Source organism: Burkholderia reimsis (genome assembly GCF_003294055.1).
Lineage (GTDB): Bacteria > Pseudomonadota > Gammaproteobacteria > Burkholderiales > Burkholderiaceae > Burkholderia > Burkholderia cepacia.
In genome coordinates, this window is record NZ_QMFZ01000009.1 from 23,589 (window position 1) to 44,497 (window position 20,909).

Sequence of the window (20,909 nt, forward strand, 5' to 3'; positions counted from 1 at the left end):
GGGCGGCATCATTCGCGAGTTTGTTTCGTTTTTTCTCTCCGAAGGAAATCCGATGAATTCCGCCGCCACACCGCTCGACGACTTCGACCTGCGAATCCTCGCCCGCCTCCAGCACGACAACCAGATCACCAACCAGGCGCTCGCCGCCGAGATCGGCCTGAGCCCGCCCGCATGCCTGCGCCGCGTGAAGCGGCTGCGCGACGAGCGCTATATCCAGCAGGACGTTTCCGTCGTCGATCCGACCAAGGTCGGCCTCCCGTTGACGATGCTCGTCCTCGTGCAGGTCGAGCGCGAACGGGTCGACCTGCTCGACGAATTCAAGCGGTTCCTGAAGTCGCTGCCGGAAGTCATGCAGTGTTATGTGGTGACGGGGCGCGCCGATTTCGTGCTGATGATCGCGATGCGCGACATCGACCACTACGAGGAGTTTTCCACGCGCGTATTCCGGCAGCACCACAACATTCGCCACTTCGAAACGATGGTCGTGATGTCGCGCGTCAAGGTCGGGCTGTCGCTGCCGATCGACATCGCATAACGATCGCCGCAATGAAAACGGGCGCCGTCGGGCGCCCGCATCGTCCGGCAGCATCGGCCGCGCGCGTCAGGTCACCGGCGCCGGATTGAACAGCGTCAGCGCATTCGCGAGCTTCCACTGCTCGGCCCACGTGCGACGCTTGCCGCTCGCGACGTCGAGCATCAGCCGGAACAGTTCCCAGCCGGTGTCCTCGATCGTCGCCGCGCCGGTCGCGATCCGCCCCGCATCGAGATCCATCAGGTCGTGCCAGCGGCGCGCGAGATCGCTGCGCGTCGCGACCTTGATCACCGGCACCTGTGCGAGGCCGTACGGCGTGCCGCGGCCGGTCGTGAAAATGTGCAGGTTCATCCCGGCCGCGAGCTGCAGCGTGCCGCAGATGAAGTCGCTCGCGGGCGTCGCCGCATAAAGCAGCCCCTTCTGCTTCGCGCGATCGCCGGGACGCACGACACCGGCGATCGGCGCGCTGCCCGACTTCACGATCGAGCCCATCGCCTTCTCGACGATGTTCGACAGGCCGCCCTTCTTGTTGCCGGGCGTCGTGTTCGCACTGCGGTCGACGCGGCCGCGCTGCAGGTAACGGTCGTACCAGTCCATCTCGCGAATGATCTCGCGCGCAACGTCCTCGTTCGCCGCACGCGACGTGAGCTGCGCGACACCGTCACGCACTTCCGTCACCTCGGAGAACATGATCGTCGCGCCCGCGCGCACCAGCAGGTCGGCCGCGAAGCCGACGGCCGGATTCGCGGTGAGGCCCGAGAACGCATCGCTGCCGCCGCACTGCACACCGACGACGAGATCCGACGCGGGGCACGTCTCGCGGCGGCGGCGGTTCAGCCGCTCGAGATGCGATTCGGCCATCGTCATGATCGAGTCGATCATCGAGTTGAAGCCGACGTGCGCGGCGTCCTGCAGGCACACGACACCGCCGTTGTCGCCGGCACCGTCGGCCGCCACCGGAATCGCGCCGGGCGGCAGCAGGCGCTCGGGCTGAAGCTTCTCGCAGCCGAGGCTCACGGTCATCAGCTCGCCGCCGAAGTTCGGATTCAGGCTGATGTTGCGCAGCGTGCGGATCGGGATGTCGGCGTCGGGCGCGTCGATCGCGACGCCGCAGCCGTAGGTGTGCTCGAGCCCGACCACGTCGTCGACGTTCGGGTAGCGCGGCAGCAGCTCGGCCTTGATCCGCTGCACCGCATGCTCGACGACGCCCGACACGCACTGCACGGTCGTCGTGATCGCGAGGATGTTGCGCGTGCCGACCGAGCCGTCGGCATTGCGGAAGCCCTCGAACGTATAGCCTTCGAGCGGCGGCAGCGGCGGCGCGGCACGCGTCGCGAGCGGCAGGTTGTCGAGCCCCGGCGGCTCGGGCATGCGCATCGTGCGCTCGTTGACCCAGCTGCCGCGTCGCAGCTCGGCCAGCGCATAACCGATCACCACGTTGTAGCGGACGATCGGGTCGCCGGCCGCGAGATCGACCAGCGCGACCTTGTGCCCCTGCGGCACGCCTTCGCGCAGCGTCAGCCCGTCGGCGAACGTCGCGCCCTCGGGCAGGCCGCCGTCGTTGACGACGATCGCGACGTTGTCGTCCGGATGCACACGGATGTAGAGGGGGGAAGCAGTCATCGGAAATCCTGGAGGCTGTCGGCCATATTGTTAGTCATCATACGACATTCAACTCCGGCCGGCGATGCTGCGTAAACCCTTATCCGGAAAGACCCTATCATTTAACGGCCAGCAAACCGCTTGCGTGGCCCTTTCCCTCGTTGTACGATGACATACAACGACATCGCCAATTTGGCTCGTATGCCGTTCCCGACGAACCAGCACTCGCGCTAGACGGACGACCCGACCATGACTTCACCGCAAGAACTCAAACAGATCATCTCCCACGGCCTGCTGTCCTTTCCGCTGACGGACTTCGACGCCGACGGCAGCTTCCGCCCGCCCACCTATGCCGAGCGCCTGGAATGGCTCGCGCCGTACGGTGCGAGCGCGCTGTTCGCGGCCGGCGGCACCGGTGAATTCTTCTCGCTCACGCAGCGCGAGTATTCGGACGTGATCCGCGTCGCGACGGAAACCTGCAAGGGCAAGGTGCCGATCCTCGCCGGCGCGGGCGGCGCGACGCGCGTCGCGATCGAATATGCGCAGGAGGCCGAGCGCCTCGGCGCGAGCGGCGTGCTGCTGATGCCGCATTACCTGACCGAAGCCAGCCAGGAAGGGATCGCCGAGCACGTCGAGCAGGTGTGCCGCGCCCTGAAGATCGGCGTCGTGGTGTACAACCGCGCGAATTCGAAGCTGAACGCCGACATGCTCGAGCGCCTCGCCGATCGTTGCCCGAACCTGATCGGCTTCAAGGACGGCGTCGGCGAAATCGAAAGCATGGTGACGATCCGCCGCCGCCTCGGCGACCGCTTCGCGTATCTCGGCGGCCTGCCGACGGCCGAAGTCTATGCCGCCGCGTACAAGGCGCTCGGCGTGCCGGTGTATTCGTCGGCCGTGTTCAACTTCATCCCGAAGACGGCGATGGAATTCTACGAAGCGATCGCGAAGGACGACCACGCAACGGTCGGCCGCCTGATCGACACGTTTTTCCTGCCGTACCTGAAGATCCGCAACCGCCGCGCGGGTTATGCGGTCAGCATCGTGAAGGCGGGCGCGAAGCTCGTCGGCCACGACGCGGGCCCCGTGCGGGCGCCGCTCGTCGACCTCACCGAGGCCGAAGCGGCCGAACTCGACGTGCTGATCAAGAAGATGGGCCCGCAGTAAGCGGGTACGGCCTGCGCGGTGCGTTGATCGGCGCCGCGCAGGCCGGTTGTCGCGTCGCGCGCCGGTTCGACGGTATCGCGACCGTTCGCAGCAGTAACCCCGCACGCATCCGCCGCGACGGGTGCCGCCTCCGGCGCAGCGCTTCGCGTGACGCCACCCCACCTTGCAGGCCGGCCGGCCGCGTCACATCTGCGCGATGATTCCGACGATCCGGTGGCGCACGTTCGCGAGCCTGACCCGCGTCGCCTCGATCTGCCCCTGCGTGCCCGCCCGCGCGCGCGCATTCGATTCGCCGTCGAGGATCTGCCCGAGCACGTCGCGGTCGACGACCGCATCGAAGAACCGGCCGACCGTGATCGTCGCCGACTGCTTCGCGGTCGCGAGCTGGCTGTTCGCCTGCAGCAGTGCTTCAGTACGCAGGCCCGGGTCGCGTTCGTCGATGCCGCGCCGGTACTGGAGCGCGAACACCAGCGCCTCCATGTCCTGCCGGAAGCGGCGCACGGCTTGCCCGAACACGAGCGAATGCGCGTCGGCGCCCGTGACGACGCGCCCCTGGTTGATCGTCACGTCGAATTCGCTGCCGCCCAGGTCGCGCTGGAATTCGAGCAGCGCATTCGCGAGCACGCGCCCTTCGCTGTACTGGCCGACCTGGGTGCGCACGGATTTCGCGACGTCGCCGATCGCTTTCCACAATCCGGCCGCGAACAGGTGATCGCCACGCTTGTTGATGTTCATCGGGGGTTCCCTCGTTGTCTTTTGTCGGTCTCTCAGGCTTGCCTGCGGGCCGGCTGGCCCGAGGCTTCGCTACTGTAGGAGAAAACCGGGGGACGGGGAAGACGGCAAGATCCACGGCAGTCACGTACCCCGAGGCCGCTGCTCCGACCGCCGCCCCCCATGCTGCCCCGACATGATTCTTGTCGACACTGCGAACAAACCCGTCTGCACCGACACCCGTCATGCAAAAAAGGCGGAAGCGGCCCACCGGCCACATCCGCCTTTTGGTTTCCGCGTGCCGGCACCGACCCCGACGCACCGGCCGCCGGAAATCACACGCTCAATCGTCGCCGCCCGTCACTCCGCCTTCCCGTCCCGCAGCCGCGGAATCGCGAGCGGATTCTTCTCCTGCAACCCCTCGGGCAGCAGATCGTCCGGGAAATCCTGGTAGCACACCGGGCGCAGGAAACGCTCGATCGCCGTCGCGCCGACCGACGTGACGGACGGGTTCGACGTCGCGGGGAACGGGCCGCCGTGCACCATCGCGTCACACACCTCGACGCCGGTCGGGTAACCGTTCACGAGCAGGCGCCCGGCCTTGCGTTCGAGGATCGGCAGCAGCCGGCGGGCCAGCGGCTTGTCGTCGGCGTCCATCTGCAGCGTGGCCGTGAGCTGGCCCTCGAGCGCGTCGAGCACGCGCGCGACTTCGTCGAGATCGCGACAGCGCACGATCAGCGACGCCGGCCCGAACACTTCGTGGCTGAACGCCGGCTCGGCCAGGAACGCCTGCGCGCCGACTTCGTACAACGCGCCGCCGGCCTGGCAGTCGGTCTGCGCGGCCTCGCCCGCGCCGATCTCGCGCACGCCCGGCAGTTCGGCCAGCTTGCCACGGCCATGGCGATACGCATCGGCGATCCCGGGCGTGAGCATCACGCCGGCCGGCTTCTTCGCAAGCGCCTGCGCGGCAACGGATTCGAAGCGGTCGAGATCGGGGCCGTCGATCGCGAGCACGAGGCCCGGATTGGTACAGAACTGGCCGACGCCGAGCGCCAGCGAATCGACGAAACCCGTTGCGATCGCGTCGCCGCGCGCGGCGAGCGCCGCCGGGAACAGCACGACGGGGTTGATGCTGCTCATTTCCGCGTAGACGGGAATCGGCTGCGGGCGGGCATTCGCGATCTGCACGAGCGCCATGCCGCCCTGTCGCGACCCCGTGAAGCCGACGGCCTGGACCGCCGGATGGCCGACGAGCGCCGCGCCGATCACGCGGCCGGGGCCGATCAGCAGCGAGAACACACCGGCCGGCATCCCGGTTTTCGCGACGGCGGCGCGAATCGCGCGGCCGACCAGTTCGGACGTGCCGAGGTGCGCCTCATGCGCCTTCACGATCACCGGGCAGCCGGCCGCGAGCGCCGACGCCGTATCGCCGCCGGCCACCGAGAACGCGAGCGGGAAATTGCTCGCACCAAACACGACGACGGGCCCGAGCCCGACTTTCTGCAGCCGCAGGTCCGAGCGCGGCAGCGGCGTGCGGGCTGGCTGCGCGGGATCGATCGACGCGGCGAGGAAACGGCCGTCGCGCACGACACGCGCGAACAGCCGGAGCTGGCCGACGGTGCGGCCGCGCTCGCCCTGCAGCCGTGCGACGGGCAGGCCCGTTTCAGCGTGCGCGCGCTCGATCAGCGCGTCGCCGAGCGCGACGATTTCATCCGCGATCGCGTCGAGAAATGCCGCGCGGGCCGCGAGCGGCTGTGCGCGGTACGCGTCGAACGCGTCGCGCGCGAGTTCGCATGCACGCTCGATGTCGGCCGGCGCCGCGACGCCGAACGCCGGCGCGTCGATCGGCGCGCCCTTCGACGGGTCGAACGCGTGCAAGGTACCGGCCGAGCCGGCAACCGCTTCGGCGCCGATCAGCATCTCTCCTGTCAGTTGCATGGGTGTGCTCCGTGGTTCGGGAATGATGGGCTCATTGTAGCCCAACAGATATGATGTCTGCCGACATGATTTTGCGATTCACGCGGGTCGTCGATCTTGCCACACAATGCGCGAATCCCTTATTGATTCGGTTCATGCCCAAATTGTGGGCGTTTCGCGTTGTACCCAACGGGAAAACCCGAGGTTTCCGGGGTCGGCCCACCCACATAAGCTACGCACCATGTCATACGACGACGTACATTAAAGTGCCTAATCAGACCACCCCTCGCGAGCTTCCTCTCGACCTCGCGCGCACTGCACGCCGGACCGCCGTGCGCTACTGGATCCTGGCGATGCTGTTCGTCGTCACGACGCTCAACTATGCGGATCGCGCGACGCTGTCGATCACCGGCACGCCGATCCGCAAGGCGTTCGGCATCGACCCGGTGACGATGGGCTACATCTTCTCGGCGTTCAGCTGGGCCTACGTGCTCGCGCAACTGCCGAGCGGCTGGCTGCTCGACCGCTTCGGCGCGCGCCGCGTGTATGCGGCCAGCATCTTCCTGTGGTCGGCGTTCACGCTGCTGCAGGGCACGATCGGGCTCGGCGGCAGCGCCGCGTTCGCGGTGGCCGCGCTGTTCGCGATGCGCTTCGCGGTCGGCATCGCCGAGGCACCCGCCTTTCCCGCGAACGCGAAAGTCGTCGCGAGCTGGTTCCCGACCGCCGAGCGCGGCACGGCGTCCGCAATCTTCAACGCCGCGCAATACTTCGCGGCCGTGGTGTTCTCGCCGCTGATGGCGTGGCTCACGCATGCGTACGGCTGGCACCAGGTGTATCTGTGGCTCGGCCTCGCGGGCATCGCGCTCGCGTTCCTGTGGCTGCGGGTCGTGAAGGATCCGGCCGACCATCCGGCCGTGAACCGCGCGGAACTCGAGCACATCGAGCAGGGCGGCGGCCTCGTGCGCACGACCGTGCGCGGCACCGACGGCCTGCGTTCGGAAGGCCGCCGCGTGGCGGGCTGGTACTACGTGCGCCAGCTGCTGTCGAACCGGATGCTGATCGGCGTGTATCTCGGCCAGTACTGCGTGAACGTGCTCACCTATTTCTTCCTCACATGGTTCCCGATCTACCTCGTGCAGGCACGCGGGATGTCGCTGCTGAAGGCCGGCTTCATGACGTCGCTGCCCGCGATCTGCGGGTTCCTCGGCGGGGTGCTCGGCGGGATGCTGTCCGACGGGCTGATCCGCCGCGGCGTGTCGCTCACGCTCGCGCGCAAGATCCCGATCGTCGGCGGGATGGCGCTGTCGATGGTCATCATCGGCTGCAACTACGTCGACAGCGAAGCGCTCGTGATCGTGCTGATGGCCGTGTCGTTCTTCGGCAAGGGCATCGGCTCGCTCGGCTGGGCCGTCGTCGCGGACACCGCGCCGAAGGAAGCGATCGGCCTGTCGGGCAGCCTGTTCAACATGTTCGGCAACACGGCCGGCATCGTCGCGCCGATCGCGATCGGCTATCTCGTCGGCGCGAGCGGCTCGTTCAACGGCGCACTCGTGTTCGTCGGGCTGAACGCGCTCGTCACGGTGTTCAGCTATCTCGTGATCGTGAAGGACATCCGGCGCGTCGAGCTACGGCATCGCGACGCGTGAGATTCGGCGAAAAAGGAAGAAAAACGACGGCGGCCGCGTAACAGCGGCCGCCGTTTTTTGCGTCAGGCCGCGGAATGCGCGACGCGCAGCATGTCGTGCACGCCGGACGTCATCAGCGCGAGGAACGCGAGCAGGCCGACGTAGCAGAGCGCGTACGTCGTCTTCGTCTCGATCGACGTCGCGTAGTACACGCGATTCTCCGGCGCGTCGGGATCGTAACGCCATGCGCGCTTGAGCTGCGGCAGCGCGAGGATCGCCATCACGATCAGCAGCGGGCTCGGGCGGTACACGAACAGCGCGATCAGCACCGGCACGCCCGCGAACCAGATGCGCGGCGACAGCACCGCGGTGATCCGCCCGCCGTCGAACGGCGACAGCGGAATCATGTTGAACAGGTTCAAGAAGAAGCCCGTGTACGACAGCGCGAGCAGCAGGTTGCTGTCGTAGTGGCGCGCGGCCGCGTAGCAGGCCAGCGCACCGAGCGTGCCGACGAACGGCCCGGCGAGCCCGACGTACGCCTCGGTTTCCGCGTCGTGCGGCATCTCCTTCAGCTGGATCCACGCGCCGACGAACGGGATGAAGGTCGGCAGCCCGACGTCGAGCCCGCGCCGCTGCGCGGCCACGTAGTGGCCGGCCTCGTGCACCAGCAGCAGTGCCACGAAACCGGCCGCGAACCGCCAGCCGTAGAACAGCGCATAGACCGCGATCGACGCGAGCATGGTGCCCGCGGACACGAGCACCTTGCCGAGCTTGAGGCCGCCGAAGATCAGCAGCAACAGCTTCGTCATTCCTTGCGCTCCGTGGCGGATGCATCGGACACGCCGGATGCGTCGGCGACGGCCGGCACCGCGGCCGGCTTCGGCTTGCGCCCGAAGAAGCGTTTCAGCGCGGCGCCGCCGGCCAGCAGCGCAACCGCGCCGACCTTGAAGAACTTCACCGCGAACGCGCCGATCAGCGCAAGCAGGCCGAGCTTCTTCGCGCCGACGCCGACGATCAGCGCCGCGAGGCCATACTCAGCGACGTGGTCGGTCGACTTGTTGAAGTCGGCGTAGCGCTTGCCGTCGTTGAAGCTGATGTTCGACAGCAGCTCGTCGGCCGACGCCTTGTATTTCGGCAGGTCGGCGAGCGTCGACGCCATCGTCAGCGACAGGTAGCCGTCGCGGCCGAGCACGAGCGTCCGGTAGTTCACGCCGTCGTTTTCGGCGTTCGGCGCGGCGCCCTTGTCGCGGATGATCGCGGACCAGACGAGCCGGTGCGTGGCCGCGTCGTACGCGGGCGCCTTCGCCCAGCCGACCACCTCGGTTTCGGGCAGGCCGCGTTCCTTGCGCCCGGGGTTGTCTTCCTCGGTGCCGGCCTGCAGGCTCTTCAGCAGTTCGTCGGGTTTCCAGTCCTTCGCGTCGTCGTCGCGGATATAACCGCTCGGCTCGAACGACACGACCGAGATCCAGTCGGCATCGGGGTCGTCAGGCAGCACGAGGCCGACCAGCCGGGTTTCGTCGATCGAGTTGCCCATCGAGCGCAGGTAGCGGCCGGCTTCGGCGGCCGGCACGAACGATTCGCCGGCTTTCAGCTTCAGCATGGCTTCGTGTTTCACGTCGATCTCGGTCGGGCCCTTCACGACCGCGTCGTTGGCGGCGGCAGCCGCGGCCCTCATTTCCACCTGCGCGGCTTCGGTTTGCGCGTGGGCGCTGATCGCGGTGAATGCAAGCGTCGCCACGCAGGCGAGCCGGACGGCAAGTTTTTTCATTGTTGGATTCCCCTGGAATGCCTTGTCGTAAATATGCACGGCGTCGGCCCTTGCGTTTTCAATCGCGGGTCCGGCGTCGTCTCTCAGTTGGCACGGGGGCTATGGTAACGCAGCGCCGCGACACGCCCGGGGAGGCGCGATGCTTACGTCGCAGGTAATGCCCAAGGCACGCGGGATTGCCTATCATCTGCTGCATGAACCCGACCGCCGCCCTCCACTCGCCCTCCCCGTCCGCCGGCCGCGCGTCCGGCATCGGCCCGCTGCTGCGCACGTGGCGGCAACGCCGACGCCTGAGCCAGATGGCGCTCGCGCTCGACGCGGACGTTTCCGCGCGCCACCTGAGCTTCGTCGAATCGGGCCGCGCGCAGCCGAGCCGCGAGATGGTGCTGCATCTCGCGGAGCGTCTCGACGTGCCGCTGCGCGAACGCAATGCGCTGCTCGTCGCGGCCGGCTTCGCGCCGCTGTTTCGCGAACGGCCGTTTTCGGATCCGCAGCTCGATGCCGCGCGGCATGCGGTGGAAGCCGTGCTGCGCGGCCACGAGCCCTACCCGGCGCTCGCCGTGGATCGTCACTGGACGCTGCTCGCCGCGAACCGGATGCTCGGCGCGCTGGTCGCGCAGGCCGATCCGTCGCTGCTGCAACCGCCCGTCAACGTGCTGAGGCTGAGCCTGCACCCGGACGGCCTCGCGTCGCAGATCGTCAACTGGCACGAGTGGCGCGCGCACATCCTGCATCGGCTGCAGCGGCAGATCGATGCAAGCGGCGACCGCGCGCTGCACACGCTGCGCGACGAACTCGCCGCGTATTCGGCACCGGCCGGCCAGCCCGAAGACACGCATGCGCGCACCGACTTCGCGGATATCGCCGTGCCGTTGCGGCTGCGCACGGCAGCCGGCGAACTGACGTTCTTCAGCACGACGACGGTGTTCGGCACGCCGGTCGACGTGACGCTGTCGGAACTCGCGATCGAGGCGTTTTTCCCCGCGAATCCGGAGACGGTGGAAGCAATGCGGGCGCTGGCGGACGCGTTGCCGGCGCAATAACGTGCGCAACGGAGCGTGACGGAAGCCGGCGCACGAACGCCGGCTTCCGCGCCATCACGGCCATGCCGGCCGCCGGCGCGCATTTCCGCAGCCGGATTTCCCCTGAAGCATAAAGATCGACCGCTACGGCAAACCCGGGCGCCCGCGCGTCCGATCAGAATGCGTCGTCGCATCTCAGGCTGCCGATCCGGCACGCGCCAGCGTGCCGGAACACGTCAAACGACGCAGCCGCCCCTGCGCCGTTTCCCGCTCGGATTCATTCCGCCAAATGTCGAATTTGCTTAGTACATCTTTTCAATCGGATCGTACTCGAACCAAGGCGACAGGGAAATCGTGAGACGGACACGCTAGCCAAAACACAACTTTCATATCAAGCCCAGGAACAACATGAACAAGAATCATCGAGGGTCGGGGAATCCGGTGCAGCACGCGCCGGTGAAGTCGAAAGCGGCGCTGGCCATCGCCGTCAGCGCAGCGGTCGTCGCATTCGTGGCTTCCGCACCGGCGCAGGCTTCCTATGTGCAGAACGGCAATGCGATCGATACCGTCGCAGGCTGCTCGGACAACATCGCGATTTCGGGCACCAGTACGTATCCGGCCACGGCACGGGGCTGCGACAACATCGCAGTCGGCCCGTCGGCAGTCGCCGATTCGGGCTCGTCGACCGGCGCGTACAGCGAAACCGTGGCGATCGGGCGGCAGTCCGTCGCAACCGGTACGCAAGCCACGACGCTGGGCGGCAATGCCGTGGCGACCGGCGACCATGCGACGGCGATTGGCGCGTTCGCCGGTGCGACCGGCCTCAACGCGACGGCGGTGGGCCAGGGCGCGGTCGCGAACGGCGCCACGGCGTCGGCATTCGGTTCGGGCGCGTTCGCCGTGGATCAATCGACGGCAGTCGGCCAGGGCGCCAGCGCCACCGCAACCTTCTCGACGGCGGTCGGCAAAGGCAGCAGCGCGGCCGGCGGCACGGCGCTCGGCTTCCAGGCCAACGCCGGTGCCGGCGATGCGGTCGCGCTCGGCGTCGACAGTTCGGCATCCGCGACCGGCAGCGTCGCGATCGCCCGCGCGACGGCCTCCGCGGTGAATGCGGTCGCCATCGGCGAAGGCGCGAACGCGGCCGATGCGAATTCGGTGGCGCTGGGTTCGAATGCGGCCACGCGTGCGGCAACCACCGTCAGCAGCGTAACGCTGAACGGCGTCGGCTACAGCGGCTTCGCGGGTACGCCGGTCGGCGTGGTCAGCGTGGGCAGCGCGGGTGCCGAGCGCCAGATCGTCAACGTCGCGGCCGGCGCGATCAGTGCGACCAGCACGGACGCGGTCAACGGTTCGCAGCTCTTCTCGATCGCCAATCAGGTCTCCACGCTGACGACGGATCTGACCGCGCTCACGAACACCGTCGGCAAGATTTCGTCGAGCGTCCCGAGCGGCACGGTGGCGGACAGCACGGGCACCGCGATCGGCAAGAACACATCGGTCAGCGCGACGAACGGCACGGCGCTCGGCAACGGCGCGAACGTGTCGGGAGACAACGGGACGGGTATCGGCGTGAACGCGACCGTCACCGCAGCGAACGGCACGGCAACCGGCACGAACTCGACCGTCACCGCAGCGAACGGCACGGCAACCGGCACGAACTCGACCGTCACCGCAGCGAACGGCACCGCAACCGGCACGAACTCGACCGTCACGGCAGCGAACGGCACCGCAACCGGTGCGAATTCGAAAGTCACGGCAGCGAACGGCACGGCGATCGGAACCGGTTCGAATGTCTCCGGCAACAATTCGACAGCGATCGGCGCGAACAGCCAGGCACCGGCAAACAATGCGGTCGCCTTGGGCGCCAACTCGGTCGCGTCGCGCGACAACACGGTATCGATCGGTGCGCCGGGCGCCGAGCGCCAGTTGACCAACATGGCCGACGGCACGGCGCCGACGGATGGCGTGAACGTGCGCCAGTTGAACGGTGCAATCAACTCCGTCCGCGAGGAAATGTCGAAGTACCGCAAGGACTCGGATGCGGGCACCGCGAGCGCGATCGCGATGGCCAACATGCCGCAAGCCGTGCTGCCCGGCGAAAAGGTCGTCGCACTCGGCGGCGGCACGTACGGCGGTCAAAGCGCGATGGCGGTCGGTCTTTCCGTCGCGACCACGAAATGGCTGGTCAAGGGCTCGGTAACGACGGCCGTGTCGGGCCACGGCTCGATCGGCGCAGGCGCGGGCGTCGGTTATCGCTGGTAATCGGCCCGACGCGCGACGCATCGAGAAGCGCTTGCTCGATGCCGGAAGGCGTGCCATCGGTGCGACCGCGCCGATGGCACGGCGGCCACATGCGGCACGCCGTTTATCCGACGCGACCGGCCATGCGCGACCGCGCGCGACGACACGCGCACGAGCGCCCCGCCATCAGCGACGCTCGAGCGCCAGCTTCACCCCGAGCCCCAGCAGCACCACCCCGCTGACGCGGTGCATGCGCGTCAGGATCCGCGGGTTGCGGCGGATCGATGCGGACAGCAGGCCGGCGAACACCGCAACCGGCCCCTTGACGAGAAACGTCAGGCCCGCGAAGGTCGCGCCCAGCACGAACAGCGACAGCATCGGATGCGCGGCGCCCGCCGGCACGAACTGCGGCAGGAACGCCAGATAGAACAGCGCGACCTTCGGATTCGACACGTTCGACAGTGCGCCTTGCGCGAACGTACGCAGCCGCGATGCCTGTGCACCGTCGCCGCTCGCGAGCGTCAGTTCGCCCGACGAGCGCAACAGCGTGATGCCGAGATACAGCAGGTACAACGCGCCGACCACCTTCAGCGCCGTGAACAGCCATTCGGATGCCTGCAGCAGCGCGCCCAGCCCGAGCGTCGCGAGCATCGTGTGCACGAGCAGCCCGACGCTGACGCCCGCCGCGGTCACGAGGCCCGCGCGCGTGCCGTCGGACAGCGTACGTGACATCACGAGCACCATGTCCTGGCCCGGCGTGACGATGATCAGCAGCGACGTTGCGATGAACGGCAGCCAGGATGGATGCGACATGGGGTAGCTCCTGAACGGGATTGCCGGCGGACGGGAATCGCCCGGCCTGTCGTCGGATTATCGGCGCCTTCCCATGGAGATTGGATGCGTATTCGGCTACTTTGATTATCGGTTTTGGCGCTACTCTCTAGCATTCACCGCTCGGGTAGTCAAAAATGCCAATCAAACTGGATGCAATCGACCGGCGCATTCTGCGTGCATTGCAACGGAATTCGAACCAGACGAATGCCGAACTCGCGCAACAGGCCGGGCTGTCCGCCACGCCCTGCCTGCGCCGCGTTCACCTGCTCGAGGAGCAGGGCGTGATCGACGCGTATGTCGCGCTGCTGAACCCGGCCGCCGTCGACCTGCGATTCACGGCGTTCGTGCGCGTCACGCTGGAGCGTCAGGACAAGACGACGGTCGAACGCTTCGCGCGCGAGATGGAGCAGGCGCCCGAAGTGCTCGAATGCCACCTGATGGCCGGCAGCTACGACTATCTGCTGCGCGTGATCGCCCGCGATCTCGACGACTACCAGCGCTTCCAGATGGAAACGCTCACGCAGATCGAAGGCGTGCGCAACGTCGAAACCGAGATTCCGCTGAAGCGCATCAAGCAGACGGTTCGCCTGCCGATCTAGGTGTCCAGGAACGTGACGGCCTGCCCCTGCGGCGTCCCGTTCAGCGCGCCGTCTCGCACCACGACCTGGCCGCGCACGACCGTATGCACGGGCCAGCCCGTGACCGCGCACCCGTCGTAAGGCGTCCAGCCGCTGACGCTGGCGATCCATTCGTCGCGGATGATCCGCCGCGCGCGCAGGTCGACGATGCTGAAATCGGCGTCGTAGCCCACCGCAATCCGCCCTTTGCCCGCGATGCCGAAGATGCGCGCCGGCCCGGCGCTGGTCAGGTCGACCAGTCGTTCGAGGCTCACGCGGCCCGCGTGCACGTGATCGAGCATCAGCGGCAGCAGCGTCTGCACGCCGGTCATCCCGCTCGGCGACTGCGGATAGGGCCGGCGCTTTTCGTCGCGCGTATGCGGCGCGTGATCGCTGCCGATCACGTCGACCACGCCGTCGCGAACGGCCTGCCACAGCGCATCCCGATGATGCCGTTCACGCACCGGCGGATTCATCTGCGCGAGCGTGCCGAGCCGTTCGTAGCAATCGGGCGCATGCAGGCTCAGGTGATGCGGCGTGACTTCGACGGTCACGCGCCGCCGGTGCCGCGCGAGCAACGCCATTTCCTCGGCGGTGGACACGTGCAGCACATGCAGCCGGCGGCCCGTCTCGGCGGCCAGCGCGACGATGCGCCGTGTCGCCTCCAGCGCGCTTTGCACGTCGCGCCAGCGCGGATGGTCGCGCACGTCGCCGCTCGCTTCGACGAGCGCCCGGCGTGCGCGCAGCCGCGCTTCGTCCTCCGCGTGCACGGCCATGCGCCGCCGCCCGTTGCGCACGATCCGGCGCAACACGGCTTCGTCGTCGGCCAGCAGGTCGCCGAACGAACTGCCCATGAAGACCTTCACGCCCGCGCAGCCCGGCAGCGCTTCAAGCGCCGGCAACCGTTCGGCGTTCGCGGCCGAGCCGCCGATGTAGAACGCGTAGTCGCACCACGCGCGGCCGCGCGCGCGTTCCAGCTTGGCCTGCAGATCCTGAGCGGTCAGCGTCAGCGGATGCGTGTTGGGCATCTCGAAGATCGTCGTGACGCCGCCGAGCACCGCGCCGCGCGTGCCGGCCTCGATGGTCTCCTTGTGCGTCAGGCCCGGTTCGCGGAAATGCACCTGGCTGTCGACGACACCCGGCAGCACATGCAGGCCGCCGGCATCCAGGAGAACGTCGGCGCTCCACGTGCCATGCAACGCACCCAGCGCGACGACACGGCCATCCACGCACGCGACGTCGACCTGCTCGGCACCGTTGGGTGTCATCGCCGTGCCGCCGTGCACGAGCAGGTCGACATGGCGTCGCTTCAGCGCGTCGGTCGCGCGCCCTTCACGTCGAACGGGTTCGTCCATGGCTCAGAACTCGTTCTGGATGTGCTTGTAGCCCAGCACCAGCGCATTGTTCGTGCGCGCGACGTCCTCGGAGAAGTCGCTCGCGTCGGCCGTCACCTGCGGCAACGCGGCGAGATCGGTTTCCGGCCCGATGCGCTCGGTCGAGCGCACGTAGAAGCCCGGCGGCAGGTGGCAGCCGTCGACGACCGCGTTGTAGCGCACCACGCAGCCGTCGTCGATGGTGCAGTTGAACAGCACGCTGTTGAAGCCGACGAATACGCCGTTGCCGACCTTGCACGGCCCGTGGACGATCGCGCGATGCGCGATCGACGTGTGCTGGCCGATGGTGACGCTCGCGCCCGACTTCGAATGGATCACCACGCCGTCCTGGATGTTCGAATGCGCACCGATCACGATCGGCGCGATCCGGCCGTCGCCATCCGTTTCGTCGGCGCGGATCACCGCGTACGGGCCGATGAACACGTTCTCCTCGACGATCACGAGCCCGCACAGAATGGCGGTCGGATCGACGAATGCACTCGGATGAATCCGCGGCAGGTCGCCGCGCGGGTTCTTTCTGATCATCAGGATTCCTGTCTTGACATCGAACGGCCGCGCTTGATCCGCTCGAACAGGCCCGGATCGCGCCACTGTCCGGCGATGGCCGGCGCGAACACGATGTCGTCCAGGTCGATGCGGCCCATGCGCGGGTTGAACGCATCGTCGCGAAAACACTGCGCGTAGCCGGTCTCGGTTTCGTGAACGATGATCGAATGCAGCCGCACACCGGTTTCGCCGTTCGACATGCGCGTGCAGGACAGCGCCGCATCGACGAGGCGAAAGAACACGCGCGAGAACTGCTCGGCGCTCGGCGACACCGGCAGCAGCACCCAGCGCTCGGAATGCCGGCGCATGCTCTCGACGTAGCAGGGATCGTCATCCGACCACAGCGTCACCGCGTGGTCGAACGCGTCGATCAGGTCGCGCACGTCGCCCTTGAGCAGCCCGAAGTCGTAGATCATCTGCCCGTGGTCCAGCGCGTGTGCCTCGAGCAGCAGCTCGACGCGATACGAATGGCCGTGGATCGAATGCGAGCAGCGCCGCGTGCTGCAGCCGCGCACCACGTGCGCGTTCTCGAACCGGAACAGCTTGCGGATCAGCATGCGTCGGCGCCTTCGCGAACCGGCGCGGCCCAGGCCACCGCGTCGTGCGGGTGCAGGCTTTCCAGATGGCGCACGTGCACGCGCGGGTGCGCATGGCGGCCGTCCAGCGCGTCCTGGACCCGGCGCGCGGCATCCTCGACGAACATCAGGTTGCCGCCGTTCAGCACCGCGAACGCCTGCTCGTCCGCGCGCTTGACGGCCGTCTGCACCGGCGTGCCGAGCGCGTGCTCGACGCGATCGATCAGGTCGATCAGCCCGAGCGTCGCGCCATCGGCCGGCAGCCCCGCGCTGACGACGGCTTCGCTACGCTGGCTGTGCGGCGTGGCCGCCGTCGCATGCCGTTTCAGCCACGCGGCGACCGCTGCCGGTTCCACGCGATCGTCGCGGCCGAACGCCGCCAGGAACGCCTGTTCGACCCAGTGCCGCGACAGCGCGGCCGAGCACGGGCACGTCGACGAATAGGCGACCGTCACCTGCGCGCGCACCTCGAACCCGACGTCGGTCAGCGTCGCGTCGATCCGGACCGGATAGGCCTTCCACCCGGCAAGCCCGTCGGTCACCAGAGCTGCGCGGCGCGCCAGCAGGTCGAAGCGCAACCGTAGCCGCGCACGGCGCGTGTCGCAGTCGCGATGGCTGTCGACCATCGCCTGCAGCACCGGCCGAAGGCCGGCCGGCGACAGCGCGTCGCCATCGCCGAGCCCGTCGAGCAGCCTGTACAGCCGCGACATGTGGATGCCCTTCACGTGCGGTACGGGAAGGTCGACCTGCACGTCGGCGCGCGCATGCACGTCGCGCCGGCAGCCGGGCTCGGCCACCGCAACGGGCAGGTCGATGCCCTGCATGCCGACCCATTCGAGCGGGCGACGGCCCGGCGCGGCATCGGTCAGGGAGATATCGGGAAGGGGGGCATTCATGCTCGGGATCCGGTGGAGCGCCTTCTCCATCCGGATCGATGCAGGAAGCGCGTTCAGGTCAGGGCCAGTCGCGAAACGGGTTGTCCCACGTGGTCCAGTGTTCGGGGCCGGTGGCCATCTCGGCGTCGGTCAGCAGACACGCGTCGAAGCGCGCGCGCAGCGCGGGCTCGTCCATGTCCATGCCGATCAGCACGAGTTCCTGCCGCGCGTCGCCGACGCGCTCGTCCCAGCGGGCGCGGATCTGCGCGACGGCTTCCGCGTCCTGCGGCCAGCGCTCGGGCGGCACGGCCGCCCACCAGTGGCCGGCCGGCCCGTGCCGCGCGACCGCGCCGGCCTGCGACCACGAACCGGCGACGGTCGGATGGGTGGCCAGCCAATAGAACCCCTTCGAGCGGACGACGCCCGGCCATTCGCTTTCGACGAGCGCGAAGAAGCGCTGCGGGTGAAACGGCCGCCGCGCGCGGTAGACGAAACTGCGGATGCCGTATGCGTCGGTTTCCGGCGTGTGTGTGCCGCGCAGCTCCTGCAGCCAGCCCGGCGCGCGCGATGCTGCGTCGAAATCGAACAGGCCCGTGTCGAGCACGCGCTCGAGCGGCACCTTGCCGAATTCGGCGATCTCGATCCTCGCCCGCGGATTCAGCCCGCGCAGCAGCGCGACCAGCCGCTCGCGTGCGCTGTCGTCGATCAGGTCGATCTTGTTGATCACGATCACGTCGCAGAACTCGATCTGGTCGATCAGCAGATCGACCACCGTGCGCGCATCCTCGTCGCCCATCGATTCGCCGCGCGACTGCAGGCTGTCGCGCGACGCGTAGTCGCGCAGGAAATTGAACGCGTCGACCACGGTCACCATCGTGTCGAGCCGCGCGACTTCGCCGAGGCTGCGGCCGTCCTCGCCTTCGAACGTGAACGTCTCGGCCACCGGCAGCGGCTCCGAGATACCGGTCGATTCGATCACGAGCTGGTCGAAGCGCCCTTCGCGCGCGAGCCGGTCGACCTCGATCAGCAGATCCTCGCGCAGCGTGCAGCAGATGCAGCCGTTGCTCATCTCGACCAGCTTCTCGTCGGTGCGCGACAGCCCTGCGCCGCCGTCGCGGACGAGCGCGGCGTCGATGTTGACCTCGGACATGTCGTTGACGATCACCGCGACGCGACGGCCCTCGCGATTGTTCAGGATGTGGTTGAGCAGCGTCGTCTTGCCGGCGCCGAGAAAGCCGGACAGGACGGTCACGGGAAGCCGCGTGGACGGAGGGAGTGCGGTGCTCATCAGGCGATTCCGGAAGAGGACGTTGAGGAACGAATGATATATTGTATCGCAACGATATAACATATCATTTCGGACATCCAGCATGCCGGCAGGGTGTTGTCCGGAGCAGGCCGCGCCCGCTCCGGTGTCAATCCGTCACGTATAGAGCGACGCCGGCGGCAATTCCCCGGTCAACGCGAACCGGCCGACGTCACGCAGCCGATAGTCGAGCGGATCGTGCAGCGTATGCGTACGCGCGTTGCGCCAGAAGCGGTCGAGGCCGAGCGACGCGGCCGTCGCGCGCGCGCCGCATGCGTCGAACAGCGCCTCGCCGTTGTCGAGCGCCGCGCGCTGCGCGACGATCTTCGCCTCCGATACCGCGAGCGCCGCCTCGGCGCGCTCGTCCGCCGTCAGCGCATCCTGCCGCGCCCACGCGCGCTGCAACGCGGCCGCCGCGCGATCGGCCAGCGCCGCCGCGGCGATCGCCCGCACGCGCATGTCGCCGAAGCGCTGCAGCGTGTACGGATCGTCGCTCGCCTGCGCGACCTCCGACTGTATCCATGGGCGGCCATGCTTCAGCACGTAGTCGCGCGCTTCCGCCAGCGCACCTTCCGCGAGCCCGACGAACAGGTTCGTCAGCACGAGTTGCGACACGAGCGTGCGCAGCGTCGCGCGCGGTGTCGGCGGCGCCTCGGAGCGGTGCAGCACCTCGTCCGGCGCGAGCGTCACGCCGTCGAAGCTCACGCTGCCGCTGTCGGTCTGGCGCTGGCCGATCGGGTCCCAGTCTTCGTTGACCGTGATCCCCGCGCGATCGGTCGGCACCACGCCGAACACGGTGCGGCCCGCTTGCGGATCGTGCGCGGACACCGTCATGCGCTGCGAGCCGCGCGTGCCCGAACAGAAGCCCTTCACGCCGTCGAGCCGGTAGCCGCCGTCGGTCGTCGCGGTCGCGACCAGCCGCGTGTCGAGCGGGTTGACCGCATTGCCCCACCACCAGCGATGCTCGACCGTGCCGCGCAGATAACGTTCGCGCTGTGCCGCGCTGCCCCACACGTCGACGCTCACCACCTGCAGGATCTGGAACCCGACCAGATGCGCGAGCGCGCTGTCGACGCGCGCGATCCGCCGGATCGTGTCGTAGATCGCCGGCCACCCGGCTTCCTGCCCGCCGAATTCGCGCGGCACCGCGAGCGTCAGCAGGCCCGCGTCGGCGAGCCACTGCTTTTCCTGCGCGGCGTGGCCGCCCGCGCGATCGCGCGCGGCGGCGGTTTCGCGCAGCGTTTCGATGACGCGCGCCAGTGCGTCCGGATCGACGGCTGACACATCCGTTGCAGCGGCGAGCGTCGCCGGGCCGCGGGGATCGTTCATGCGACGGCTTCCTGTTCCTGGGTCGAGACAGCTTCCGACAACGGCACGAGTTTCCCCAGTTCGCGCCTGCCGGTCAACCGCGCGAGGATCTCGCGCCGCCAGTCGTCGTAGATCGCGCGGTATTCGGCGATATCCGCGCCGAACACGTGCGCGGTGTGCGCGTACTCGTCGTGCAGGTAACCGTCGAGCCGCGCCTGCGTTTCCTCGTCGGCCGCGATCACGCGATCGATCAGCGCGTCGCGTTCGGCCGCCGGCAGCGCCTTCAACGTGTCGAACCACCACTGGACGATCTGAACGCGATGCCACTCCTCGTCCGGCCGGATCCGGTTCTCGCCATGCTCGCGCATCGCGCTGTCGCCGATACGGCCGGTCTTGCGCTGGATCCACAGCTTCGCGAGGATGTGCAGCTCGTAATGCCACTCGAACGCGAGAAAGCCCGCGACGTCGCGCACCGCGATGTCGCCGATGCGCGCCCAGTGCGCGGCGACGAGCCGGTCGATTTCCGGCAGCGGATCGCGCCCCGTCAGTTCGGTCACGCGCTCACGGCCGATCACCGCGTGCGCGCCGTCGTCGCCGAGCTGGCGCGACAGGATCAGCTGGAAATGCGGGTCGTCGCGGAACAGCGTGTCGATCGCCTTCGCGACGACCTGCACGATGAACAGGTCGTGCGACGCCATCTTCGTGTAGTAGTCGGCGACGGCGGCCAGTTCGTCTTCGCCGCGCGGCTCGCGCGGCGGTGTCGCCAGCTTGTCCGGGAAGCCGGGACGATGGCGTCGCGCGACGTCCAGGAACAGCGCTTCCTCGAATTGTCCGTTCCATTCGCGCGGCGCGCCGATGGGTAAGGTCATGGG

At 68.2% G+C, this 20,909-nt stretch carries 19 protein-coding genes; 6 read left to right on the plus strand and 13 right to left on the minus strand.

What is annotated here, in order from left to right; genetic code table 11:
• The first annotated feature begins 52 nt into the window (after positions 1 to 52).
• Positions 53 to 535: an Lrp/AsnC family transcriptional regulator gene (locus tag DPV79_RS12970; RefSeq protein ID WP_042974910.1), complete on the plus strand. Its 483-nt coding sequence runs from the start codon at positions 53 to 55 to the stop codon at positions 533 to 535.
• A 66-nt stretch (positions 536 to 601) separates the two neighbouring features.
• On the opposite strand, the gene garD is transcribed toward DPV79_RS12970, so the two are convergent.
• Entirely contained in the window at positions 602 to 2,155 is a 1,554-nt protein-coding gene (gene garD, locus DPV79_RS12975) for a galactarate dehydratase (protein ID WP_113045580.1), read from the minus strand.
• Positions 2,156 to 2,383: 228 nt separating this feature from the next.
• Here garD and kdgD point away from each other — a divergent pair, with 228 nt between their 5' ends.
• Complete coding sequence (gene kdgD, locus DPV79_RS12980; protein ID WP_113045581.1) at positions 2,384 to 3,298, plus strand: 5-dehydro-4-deoxyglucarate dehydratase; 915 nt, start codon at positions 2,384 to 2,386, stop codon at positions 3,296 to 3,298.
• A 183-nt stretch (positions 3,299 to 3,481) separates the two neighbouring features.
• Here kdgD and DPV79_RS12985 read toward each other — a convergent pair whose 3' ends face one another.
• Positions 3,482 to 4,033 (minus strand): hypothetical protein, encoded by a 552-nt coding sequence (locus DPV79_RS12985; protein ID WP_021159300.1) that lies wholly within the window; start codon positions 4,031 to 4,033, stop codon positions 3,482 to 3,484.
• 336 nt (positions 4,034 to 4,369) lie between these two features.
• Positions 4,370 to 5,947, minus strand: a complete 1,578-nt coding sequence (locus DPV79_RS12990; RefSeq protein WP_113045582.1) for an aldehyde dehydrogenase (NADP(+)) — start codon at positions 5,945 to 5,947, stop codon at positions 4,370 to 4,372.
• Positions 5,948 to 6,192: 245 nt separating this feature from the next.
• Here DPV79_RS12990 and DPV79_RS12995 point away from each other — a divergent pair, with 245 nt between their 5' ends.
• The gene (locus DPV79_RS12995; protein WP_059496411.1) at positions 6,193 to 7,572 is read left to right on the plus strand and encodes an MFS transporter; all 1,380 of its coding nucleotides are present in this window, start codon (positions 6,193 to 6,195) and stop codon (positions 7,570 to 7,572) included.
• A gap of 62 nt (positions 7,573 to 7,634) precedes the next feature.
• Here the strand turns inward: DPV79_RS12995 and DPV79_RS13000 are convergent, their stop codons facing one another.
• Entirely contained in the window at positions 7,635 to 8,360 is a 726-nt protein-coding gene (locus DPV79_RS13000; RefSeq protein ID WP_021159298.1) for a site-2 protease family protein, read from the minus strand.
• Positions 8,357 to 9,319, minus strand: a complete 963-nt coding sequence (locus DPV79_RS13005; RefSeq protein WP_113045583.1) for a DUF2167 domain-containing protein — start codon at positions 9,317 to 9,319, stop codon at positions 8,357 to 8,359. The genes DPV79_RS13000 and DPV79_RS13005 overlap by 4 nt, the downstream gene beginning before the upstream one ends.
• 194 nt (positions 9,320 to 9,513) lie before the next feature.
• Here DPV79_RS13005 and DPV79_RS13010 point away from each other — a divergent pair, with 194 nt between their 5' ends.
• Entirely contained in the window at positions 9,514 to 10,362 is an 849-nt protein-coding gene (locus tag DPV79_RS13010) for a helix-turn-helix domain-containing protein (RefSeq protein ID WP_113045584.1), read from the plus strand.
• A 387-nt stretch (positions 10,363 to 10,749) separates the two neighbouring features.
• Positions 10,750 to 12,603, plus strand: coding sequence for a YadA family autotransporter adhesin (locus DPV79_RS13015; RefSeq protein ID WP_113045585.1), 1,854 nt, complete (start codon positions 10,750 to 10,752; stop codon positions 12,601 to 12,603).
• A gap of 165 nt (positions 12,604 to 12,768) precedes the next feature.
• Here the strand turns inward: DPV79_RS13015 and DPV79_RS13020 are convergent, their stop codons facing one another.
• Entirely contained in the window at positions 12,769 to 13,395 is a 627-nt protein-coding gene (locus tag DPV79_RS13020; protein WP_042974904.1) for a LysE family translocator, read from the minus strand.
• 155 nt (positions 13,396 to 13,550) lie between these two features.
• Between DPV79_RS13020 and DPV79_RS13025 the strand changes: the two genes are divergently transcribed.
• Positions 13,551 to 14,015, plus strand: a complete 465-nt coding sequence (locus DPV79_RS13025) for an Lrp/AsnC family transcriptional regulator (RefSeq protein WP_011353935.1) — start codon at positions 13,551 to 13,553, stop codon at positions 14,013 to 14,015.
• Here DPV79_RS13025 and DPV79_RS13030 read toward each other — a convergent pair.
• From DPV79_RS13030 to DPV79_RS13060, 7 genes are all read right to left on the minus strand, one after another.
• Entirely contained in the window at positions 14,012 to 15,388 is a 1,377-nt protein-coding gene (locus tag DPV79_RS13030) for a dihydroorotase (RefSeq protein ID WP_113045586.1), read from the minus strand. The two genes, DPV79_RS13025 and DPV79_RS13030, sit on opposite strands and share 4 nt — an antisense overlap.
• Positions 15,389 to 15,391: 3 nt before the next feature.
• Complete coding sequence (locus DPV79_RS13035) at positions 15,392 to 15,952, minus strand: gamma carbonic anhydrase family protein (protein WP_113045587.1); 561 nt, start codon at positions 15,950 to 15,952, stop codon at positions 15,392 to 15,394.
• Positions 15,952 to 16,530, minus strand: coding sequence for a 6-pyruvoyl trahydropterin synthase family protein (locus DPV79_RS13040; protein ID WP_059487396.1), 579 nt, complete (start codon positions 16,528 to 16,530; stop codon positions 15,952 to 15,954). The genes DPV79_RS13035 and DPV79_RS13040 overlap by 1 nt, the downstream gene beginning before the upstream one ends.
• On the minus strand, positions 16,524 to 17,444 hold the full coding sequence (folE2, locus tag DPV79_RS13045) for a GTP cyclohydrolase FolE2 (RefSeq protein ID WP_113045658.1): 921 nt from the start codon (positions 17,442 to 17,444) through the stop codon (positions 16,524 to 16,526). Before folE2 ends, DPV79_RS13040 begins: the two co-directional genes overlap by 7 nt.
• Before the next feature lie 58 nt (positions 17,445 to 17,502).
• A complete protein-coding gene (gene zigA, locus DPV79_RS13050) occupies positions 17,503 to 18,711 on the minus strand; it encodes a zinc metallochaperone GTPase ZigA (RefSeq protein ID WP_060194046.1) in 1,209 nt (402 codons plus the stop codon).
• Between the two features lie 135 nt (positions 18,712 to 18,846).
• Positions 18,847 to 20,058 carry an acyl-CoA dehydrogenase family protein gene (locus tag DPV79_RS13055; RefSeq protein WP_113045589.1) on the minus strand — a complete coding sequence of 404 codons (1,212 nt, stop codon included), beginning with the start codon at positions 20,056 to 20,058 and terminating at the stop codon, positions 18,847 to 18,849.
• Entirely contained in the window at positions 20,055 to 20,906 is an 852-nt protein-coding gene (locus DPV79_RS13060) for a hypothetical protein (protein ID WP_021159288.1), read from the minus strand. Before DPV79_RS13060 ends, DPV79_RS13055 begins: the two co-directional genes overlap by 4 nt.
• Between the last annotated feature and the right edge of the window lie 3 nt (positions 20,907 to 20,909).